This is a genomic window from Streptomyces sp. NPDC001709 (genome assembly GCF_053596375.1).
In genome coordinates, this window is the sequence record NZ_JBSFGB010000105.1 from 1 (window position 1) to 7,494 (window position 7,494).

A 7,494-nucleotide genomic window follows, 5' to 3' on the forward strand; every position below is an offset into this window, starting at 1 on the left:
CGCCACGATCAACTCGCGTGCCCCAACCCCCATCATGCCCAGTTCAACGAGTAACCCGGGCGCCGAGCCACGGCCAACCGTGCACGAGGTCGTTAGGTCGCCGCGCCGAGGGGTAGTCGGCGGCGATACGGGCGATCTCTTCAGGCCCGGCGTCATGGATCGGGGTCTGGTCATCCATGCACGCCTGCCGCTGTGTTGTCACGGTGGACCACGACTGGGGCGCCCAGGCCCGCCACTTCGCGCCGAACGCGCAGCCCTCGTCTCCTGACGCGACGCCTAACGGTCGGCCCTCCCTGCTCTTTGCGGAAACCGAGTCGCGACGGCTCCGTTCCATCGCGCGGGCCCCGCGGCCCGCCGTAGCGTCCAGTCTTCCCAAAGCGGCATGCAAGCGGTTGAAACCCGGATAGAGTCCCCCAGCACTTGCACGACTCCAAAGGGGGGTTCCTTTGCGCGCTCGTTTTGCCATCTCAGCGGTGGCTGTCGCCTTGGCCGGTGTCTTCTTCAGCGCACCGGCCGCGTCCGCGGCGACACTGCCGTCCACCAACACCGCCCACCACTGCATCCAGCACACCACCGGCGTGTGCGGCTGGACGCACCACCAAAAGCCCAAGGACAAGTACGAGACCGCGAAGTGCGTGGACGCCTCGCTGTCGTACTCGCGGCACTCGCAGGGCACCTGCTCCCACCACCACGGCGTCCGCTACTGGTTCAAGTAGCCCGCCACACACCGCGGGTCGCCTTCTCCGCACCCGGAGAGGGCGACCCGCGCGCCCGTGAATTCGAACCGGCGCCAGCTGACGTTCGGCCAGCATGTCAGTGCCGGTGTCCACTGCGGTGGTCACGGTCGCGGCCCCAGGAAACGGCGCCGACGAAGCGGCCGCGGTCGTTGCGCAAAGCCGCGGCGTCGGAGCCGGTGTACTCGGAACACAGCGAAGTCCAGGTCCTGTTCGCCTGAACATGCCCGGGACGCGGTGGTCTGGCACGCCCGTCCGCAGCGTTGCCGGCCGGTGAGGAGGAGAGAGTGAGCGGCACGGCCATGGTGAAAGACATCGACGTCCGCGGCATGCAGCACTGCGAGACGACGGCGCTGGCCGTGCTACTGCGGCACGAGGGACTCGACTTGTCCGAGCCCATGCTGTTCGGGCTCGGCTCCGGGTTGTCCTTCATCTACTGGGACAGCAAAGCCATGGGTTTTCCCTTCCTGGGAGGCCGGGTCAAGCCGTTCGAACTCACCAGGAACCTGGCCGCCGCCCTCGGGCTCGAGCTGCGGGTCGAAGAGACCACCTCCCCGCGCAAGGCAGAACGTGGCGGCACCCATCGACGCCGGTCGGCCGGTCGGGCTACAACTCGACAGCTACCACCTGGACTACTTCAGTACCAAGGTGCACTTCGGTGGGCACGTCGTGGCCATGTACGGCTACGACGAACAGGACGCCTACCTGGTGGACACCGACCCGCAGGGCGGAGCCGTCTCCACCAGTCTCGCCGGTCTAGCCAGAGCCAGGGCCGCACGCGGCCCCATGACCGCCAAGCACCGCTCCTTCACCATCACAGCGCCCAGCAGCCCGACTCCACCGCAGGACCGGATCATCCCCGCGATCAGGACCTGCGCCGACGCCTTCCTGAACCCGCCCATCGCGAACCTGGGCCACCGGGGCATCGAGAAGGCCGCCAAGCATGTGCCGAAGTGGCTGCAGCGCAGTGACAATCCGCAGGAAGACCTGCCACGGACCGCCGTCTTCATGGAGAAGGCCGGCACCGGCGGCGCCCTGTTCCGCAATCTTTACCGGGACTTCCTCGCCGAGTGCGCCCAGCTGATCAACAGCAGCCACCTGCGCAGCGGCCACACCCTGTACACCGAGGCCGCCACCCTCTGGACACAGGTGGCCGCGCTCCTCGCGACAGCAGGCGAATCCGGCGACGCGAAGAACCTCACGCAGGCCGGCACCATCCTCCACGAGCTCTCACGTATCGAACGTGCTGCAATGCAAGCCCTCAGCCTGCTCTAGGGCCTGACCAGCAGGTCATGCGCAGAACCCGAGTCCCCGTAGCTCGTCCAGGTCGGGGAGGTGGACTCCGGAAAGATCACCGATACGTGCACCCGGCCGCATTCAGCAGACACCGGGCGCAGCCGCGGATGATGAGGGTGAGCGCCGTATCGGCCTTGGCTCAGAGGCCGTCGACGGCGGGCGGGGCGATGTCCGGGTCGTAGGGGCCGCACCCGGGCCACACCAGTGCGCCGTTGAGGTGCCGACGGCACGAAGAGCAGTAAGCCATCTGGGTGTTCCGGTCTTCCTGGTTCGACGTGACGTCGGCTCCGTCTGGGGGTGGACGGCTTGGTCCTTGAGTGAGGACGGGACACGCGGACGTACCCGCGACGAGGCCCCCTACGGCGGCGACCCGCGCCACTCCGGCCGCCCAGCCGCAGCAGCTCCGTTGCTGCCGTCCCAACGACGGGCTTGCTGAACCGTATCCAGTCCGGTCAGCAATTCCGCTGCCCGGTGCTGTGTGTGTTCCGCGGCGCGTTGTGCTTCTGCGACGACGTCGCCCCGCTCGCGCATCAGGTCCTCATAGATCGGCAAGCGATCGTTTCGAGTGGAGCTGTGTGTCATGGTCGGCCCGCTTTCATGGCGATCAATAAAGAGGCCGGTCCACTGTCAGGCTCGGTTGAGCCGGACAGCGATCCCGTGGCCGATCAGCAAATAGATGACGGCCGGGAGACCGTAGTTGAGGACAACGCGTAGTCCCTCGGTGTCCATCGTGAAAATGTCCTGTGACCACCAGGACAGCCAGCCCGCTGTGCCCCGCACGAATTCGACGAACACATTCGTACGGTTTGCGTCGAGCAGGAACAGCAGGATCCACAGGCCCAGCAGGCCCGCCGCGATGTCGGCGATCGTGCAGATGGTGATGGCCGTACGCCGTGTGGTGGCCTGACGGTGCAGAGAGCGGTCCGGGCTCGGCGGCTCGTTGTATGCCTGGTATCCGGGAACCGGGTCGATGTTTCTCACAGAGATATCCGATCTGACGTAGTGCCGTGTCTGCGGGCTTGCGTCAGGGCACCCAGATCGAGCCGGTCCGGTACCCCGCTTCTCCCTACTCCTGCGTTGCGCATGCACCACAGCGTTACACCGACCTCTGCGATGTCCCAAATATGGCCGCCTATGGAGGCACTTACCCGCATGTTCACACGCCAGGGCAATTTTCCGGACGAAATGGAGGAGTGTGATTCGGGTGCCGTCACAGTCTCCGGTCGCCAGTGTTCGTGTAATTCGTGACCAGATTACGAAGGACTCCAGGGCGTTTCTTCACGGAGTTGTCGGTCTCGCAACCGTTCCCGTCTCCCCGTGACACTCCTGACCTGCGGCGCGCTGTTGGAAGTGACCCCGGGCGGGGTCATGGCGCCCATCCTCCGGGGGGAGGCTTTGCGGGCGCCGATGTGCTGGGGCAGGTTCGGTTCCCCCCGTGCCGGGCCTGCCCCTGCTCTCCCAGCTCGGAAGGCCATGTGGCAGGCGTTGGGCCCCCAGGTGTGACGGCCCGGCACTCCAGTGCGCTGTAGGAGTGGGCCCAGCGACCCAGGGGCCTCGTGGCACCTGCTCGCCCCCAACTCCGAGCGGGTGGTCGCGCAATGAGGGGCAGGCAGGTGAATCCCCCGTCACCTGCCTGCCCCAGGCGCACCACGGCGTCCGGTCGCGAGGGAGTGTGCGTCGGCCTGGGCAACCGGGACCCGAACGAACGCAAACCGAACCACCGGGCCCCGGGGGGAACGACGAGCAACGCGATGATCGGGGTGGGTGTGCAGGGTCTGCTGGCGGACCGCTACGAGTTGCAGGAGCTGCTGGGACGCGGCGCGATGGGCGAGGTGTGGCGGGCCTGCGACCACCTCCTCGGGCGGCCCGTGGCCGTCAAACTGCTGCATGCCGAGGAAGCGGAAGACGCCGATCGATTCCGCCTGGAGGCACAGATCGCGGCACGGCTCAACCACCCCAACGTCGTCGGCATGTACGACTTCGGCGCGCACCATGACCAGCCCCACCTGGTCATGGAACTCGTCGACGGCTGGAACCTGGCCCAGGAACGCTCCCTGCGCCGCGTCCTGCCCCCGGCCGAGGCGGCGGCCATCACGGCACAGGCGGCCGCCGGCCTGTCCGCGGCACACGAGGAGGGAGTGGTCCACCGGGACGTCAAACCCGCCAACGTGATGCTGACCACCGACCGCACGGTGAAGATCACCGACTTCGGCATCGCACGCTTCGCCGAGGAAGCCGCCAGCAGCCTGACCGCCACAGGCAAGATCATCGGCACCGCCGACTACCTGGCTCCCGAACGCGCGCTGGGCCGTCCCGCACAGCCCGCATCCGACGTCTACTCCCTCGGCTGTGTCCTGTACGAACTGCTCACCGGCCAACCTCCGTTCAGCGGAGCCACGTCACTGGCCGTGGTCCAGCAGCACGTCAGTGCCACACCAGCACCCCCCGACCGCCTGCGCCCCGGCATCCCGCAACCGCTCTCCGACTACGTGCTGCACATGCTCGCGAAGGACCCGGCCCACCGGCCCACCGCGGAGCAGGCAGCCGCCTGGCTCGCCGCGCAGAACGGGACAGCACGACCGGCCGAGCACGACGGCACCACCCTCATGCCCGCCCCGGCAATCCCACCGGCACCGACCCCGCACGCCGGTGAACCCCGCGCCGGCACACACTCCCGCCCCAGCGGTCGCCGCAAACTGGCCTCCAAAGCCGTTCTCGCCGGCGTCGGCCTCGCGCTGTTCGCCGGGGCCACCGCCCTCGGAGCCTCGCTCAACTCCGGCGCCACGGCGCCTACGTCTCCGGCCCCTCCCTCACCCACGCGCATCGCATCGACACCCGCCGGTCGGACCCCGGCCACCACGCCATCGCCTGTCCCTCCGTCCGCCAGGACGTCACCCGGGCCGGCGCACGGTGGCGACAAGGGCGGCGAGTGGTCAGGCAAGCACACGGACCGCAAAGGAGGAAAAGGGCGGCAACGGCACTCCGGCGGCTGAGCCGCGGGGAGACGCCGCGTACACCCGTCAGGGCAGGCGGAGGGAACCAGCTTGGGTGCGGCTCGTTTCGAGGGACACCTGACCAGGGAGCCGTACCGGCTCCGCGGCGCCCGCGCGATGTCGTTTCGCGCCTGAAGGCCGATCAGTGCTGCCGGCGCGGGCGCGGCCAGACAGTCGTCGAACGCCGAGGTGAGCTGCCCGCCGTGATCGTGTCGGCCCTCCGCTTGGCCGCTGCGGGCGTTACTGCCACTGCGAGCTGGTTGCGATGGCCCGCAGTTGGGTCAATGTCAGGGCCGGCGTGGTACGGGTCGAGGGGGCGTTCTGGCCCGGTGCCTGCCACTCCATGATGGTGACGTAGAGCCCGTCAGGGTGCAGTACGTTCACCGCCTGGTGCCCGGGGCCTGGTCCGGGTGCTGCCTGCCTGGTCTTGATCAGGGTGCCGTCGGCCAGGGGTGTCGTACCGGCGAAGACGTGGCTGCGGATCGCGGCGGTGGAGGTCTGCCGGGAGACGTGCACCTCGAGCAGCGACTTGCCATGCCCGTCGTCCACCCACAGCTGCCCGGACTGCCAGCCGCCGGGCGGGCTCGAATGAGTCAGGCCGGTCGGCAGCAGCGCGGTCAGGGTGGCAAGGGCGCGTTCGGCGGGCAGTGTGCCGGTGAAGGTCGGCTTCGGGGTGGCGGATGCCGTGGCCGAGCCGGTTGTGGACGAGGCCGCCGGACCGGCGAGCGTGTGGTCGGCTGTTCCCCCGTCGGACAGCAGTCCGGGTACGACCGCCGCGCCGAGCCCGACGAGCGCGAGTACGGCTGCTCCGCTCACGCCGACGGCCGTGGCGCGGCGGCGGCGCCTGCGCCGGCCGTTGCGGACACCGGCCCGCACAAGTGACGGGGTGCTGGGCGGCTCGAAGGACAGGAGGGTGGTGCGGAGGGCTTCGGTGAAGTCTTCTTCAACGGGCATGGCGGGTCACCGCGTTTCGGGAGTCGGTGCAGAGGGCGAGGTAGGTGCCGCGGACCGGGGTCAGGGGCTGACGAGCTCGGACAGGTCGTGGCCCAGCAGGTCCCGGATGCGGGCGAGCGCGCGCATGCTCTGGTTGCGTACCGCGCCCGGCCGGACCTGAAGGATCTCGGCGGTCTGCTCGACGCTGCGGTCCTCCCAGTAGCGCAGGAGCAGCACGGCCCGGTCCCGGGCGGAGAGCCGGCCGAGAGCGTCGAGCAAAGTGACCCGCAGCGTGGCGTCGTGCTCGGTGACGGCACCGGAGTCCGGCAGGGTGTCGGTGGGCTGCTCGGAACTGCTGCGCCGGCGGCGGTAGGACAAGTACGTCCGCACGAGGACGGTGTGGGTGTACGCCGCTGGGTCGTCTATCTGCGCGATCTTGCGCCAGTTGGCATACATCCGGCCCAGCGTGTCCTGCACCAGGTCCTCCGCGAGGTGCACATCACCGCTGGTGAGCACACACGCAGAGCGGAACAGAGGTGCGGATCGCGCAGCGGCGAACGCCATGAATTCCTCTTCGTACCGGCGCTTCATCCGAGGTCCTGTTCGTCGTCCACACTCTGAAGACGCTGTGGCTGCAGGGTTACGTCCCACCCGGAGAAGCAGAAATCTTGCCGCCTCAGGCGAACTTCCCTTCCGCGACGCTGTCGTCGGGCCTGAGTAGGGTCGCGACAGGCCCTGTGGCTGTCGCTCCGTTTCCAGCCCCGCCCCTTCAAACCGTGCACGCAATTCTCCCGCACCGAGATCGCGTCGTACCGATCCGGTCAGCCGCTTGACCCAGGTGACGGAGTTCGCGCGTCTGTTGAAGGTGGTGCGGGAGCGGGGCGGCAACGGCACGATGCGGAGCCGGCCGTGGTCGTTGCCGTTGGCCGAGCCGGCGCTGGTGGTCGCGGTGTGCTACCGCACGAACCTGACCATGCGGCAGTTGGGCTCACTGTTCGGCGTCTCCTCCTCCATGGTGTGCCCGGGTCATCCAGCGGCTGGGACCGCTGCTCGCGCTGGAGCCCGTCTCCTGCCCGGCCGATGCCCCGGAGCGGGTGTGGATCGTGGACGGCACACTCATCCCGGTCCGTGACCGGGCTGTGGCTGCCTCCAGCCGCAACTACCGGTTCTCCGTGAACGTGCAGGTCATCGTGGACGCGGACACGCGGCCGGTGATTGCGGCAGCCCGTCCGGCGCCGGGAAATACGGTGACGGTGCTTATCTCAACTGCGGGATGGCGGTGCCGCACCGCAAACGCTCTCCGCGACTGTCGGCAGCACGGTGACGGTCTCCATCACGCGGTCCAGGCCGTTACCCACATGCACAACCACGCCCTCGCGTCATGAGCAGACGGCCTCGCTCACGGGCTCTGACCTGCCCAAGCCCAGCCTTGTGCAACACCCTTTACGAGCTCGTGCACGGTAGGCAGGGAGACGTCGAGCTCCTGATCGTCGATCATGGCCGTGTGGTGGGGAACGCGTCTCGTGCAGCGATCATCA

At 68.5% G+C, this 7,494-nt stretch carries 6 protein-coding genes and 2 pseudogenes; 5 read left to right on the forward strand and 3 right to left on the reverse strand.

The genetic code is table 11. The features are described 5' to 3' along the window. Positions 1-473: 473 nt before the first annotated feature. The 3 genes and pseudogenes from ACWC0C_RS47705 (at position 474) to ACWC0C_RS47715 (ending at position 2,009) form a co-directional block, all read left to right on the forward strand. Positions 474-716, forward strand: coding sequence for a DUF3761 domain-containing protein (locus ACWC0C_RS47705; RefSeq protein WP_449201691.1), 243 nt, complete (start codon positions 474-476; stop codon positions 714-716). 347 nt (positions 717-1,063) lie between these two features. Continuing rightward, positions 1,064-1,391 (forward strand): annotated as a pseudogene (locus tag ACWC0C_RS47710) (BtrH N-terminal domain-containing protein); the annotation flags it as partial. Positions 1,392-1,520: 129 nt separating this feature from the next. After that, positions 1,521-2,009, forward strand: coding sequence for a DUF4872 domain-containing protein (locus ACWC0C_RS47715; RefSeq protein WP_450871443.1), 489 nt, complete (start codon positions 1,521-1,523; stop codon positions 2,007-2,009). A 648-nt stretch (positions 2,010-2,657) separates the two neighbouring features. On the opposite strand, the gene ACWC0C_RS47720 is transcribed toward ACWC0C_RS47715, so the two are convergent. Then, the gene (locus ACWC0C_RS47720; RefSeq protein ID WP_450871438.1) at positions 2,658-3,011 is read right to left on the reverse strand and encodes a hypothetical protein; all 354 of its coding nucleotides are present in this window, start codon (positions 3,009-3,011) and stop codon (positions 2,658-2,660) included. Between the two features lie 770 nt (positions 3,012-3,781). On the opposite strand from ACWC0C_RS47720, the gene ACWC0C_RS47725 reads away from it, so the two are divergent. Continuing rightward, entirely contained in the window at positions 3,782-5,023 is a 1,242-nt protein-coding gene (locus ACWC0C_RS47725) for a serine/threonine-protein kinase (protein ID WP_450871440.1), read from the forward strand. Positions 5,024-5,263: 240 nt separating this feature from the next. On the opposite strand, the gene ACWC0C_RS47730 is transcribed toward ACWC0C_RS47725, so the two are convergent. Further along, positions 5,264-5,977 carry a hypothetical protein gene (locus ACWC0C_RS47730; protein ID WP_450871442.1) on the reverse strand — a complete coding sequence of 238 codons (714 nt, stop codon included), beginning with the start codon at positions 5,975-5,977 and terminating at the stop codon, positions 5,264-5,266. Between the two features lie 60 nt (positions 5,978-6,037). Beyond that, a complete protein-coding gene (locus tag ACWC0C_RS47735; RefSeq protein WP_449201695.1) occupies positions 6,038-6,547 on the reverse strand; it encodes a SigE family RNA polymerase sigma factor in 510 nt (169 codons plus the stop codon). 238 nt (positions 6,548-6,785) lie between these two features. On the opposite strand from ACWC0C_RS47735, the pseudogene ACWC0C_RS47740 reads away from it, so the two are divergent. Beyond that, positions 6,786-7,341: pseudogene (locus ACWC0C_RS47740) on the forward strand (helix-turn-helix domain-containing protein). Positions 7,342-7,494 lie beyond the last annotated feature (153 nt).

Coding starts and splice junctions, on each gene's coding strand:
- ACWC0C_RS47715 (WP_450871443.1), top strand. CDS start 1,521: ATGACCGCCAAGCACCGCTCCTTCACCATCACAGCGCCCAGCAGCCCG.
- ACWC0C_RS47735 (WP_449201695.1), bottom strand. CDS start 6,547: ATGAAGCGCCGGTACGAAGAGGAATTCATGGCGTTCGCCGCTGCGCGA.
- ACWC0C_RS47730 (WP_450871442.1), bottom strand. CDS start 5,977: ATGCCCGTTGAAGAAGACTTCACCGAAGCCCTCCGCACCACCCTCCTG.
- ACWC0C_RS47725 (WP_450871440.1), top strand. CDS start 3,782: ATGATCGGGGTGGGTGTGCAGGGTCTGCTGGCGGACCGCTACGAGTTG.